This window comes from Paenisporosarcina sp. TG20, assembly GCF_000286315.1.
Taxonomy (GTDB): Bacteria; Bacillota; Bacilli; order Bacillales_A; family Planococcaceae; genus Paenisporosarcina.
On sequence record NZ_ALJG01000003.1, the window covers coordinates 1 to 524 of the forward strand.

General features: G+C 34.4%; 1 protein-coding gene. It reads left to right on the forward strand.

What is annotated here, in order from left to right; all coding sequences use genetic code 11:
• The coding region (locus B371_RS0100015) for an esterase family protein (RefSeq protein ID WP_019412334.1) at positions 1–416 on the forward strand (416 nt) is incomplete at its 5' end.
• Between the last annotated feature and the right edge of the window lie 108 nt (positions 417–524).

Sequence of the window (524 nt, forward strand, 5' to 3'; positions counted from 1 at the left end):
AACTTGTTCCCTTTTTAGATGAAACATACCCGACATATCAAATTGGCGCGGGCAGAGCATTAATAGGTGATTCATTGGCAGCTACAGTATCTCTTCTCGCCGCAGTGAAATATCCTAACATATTCGGAAAAGTTATTTTACACTCGCCGATGGTAAATGAGGACGTCTTATCTAAAATTGAAAGTACTAAAAAACCTGATTCTTTCTCGGTTTATCACGTCATTGGAACAGGTGAAGATGAAGTGAAAACAACAAATGGTAAAATTGAAAACTTCTTGAAACCGAATCGTTTATTAAATTCCTTGATGAAAGAAAAAGGATTTATGGTGTTCTATGACGAATTTGAAGGAGACCATACTTGGAAGTATTGGCAACAAGATGTAAAAAGAGCAATTACCATGAATTTCGGTCATTAATCGTTTAATGTAACCTAGTTCATAAACTTTGTTATAATTAAAGGAGCATTATTGTTAAATAATAAGGAGGTTATAAAGATGAAATACGGAGTCGTTGTATTCCCATCA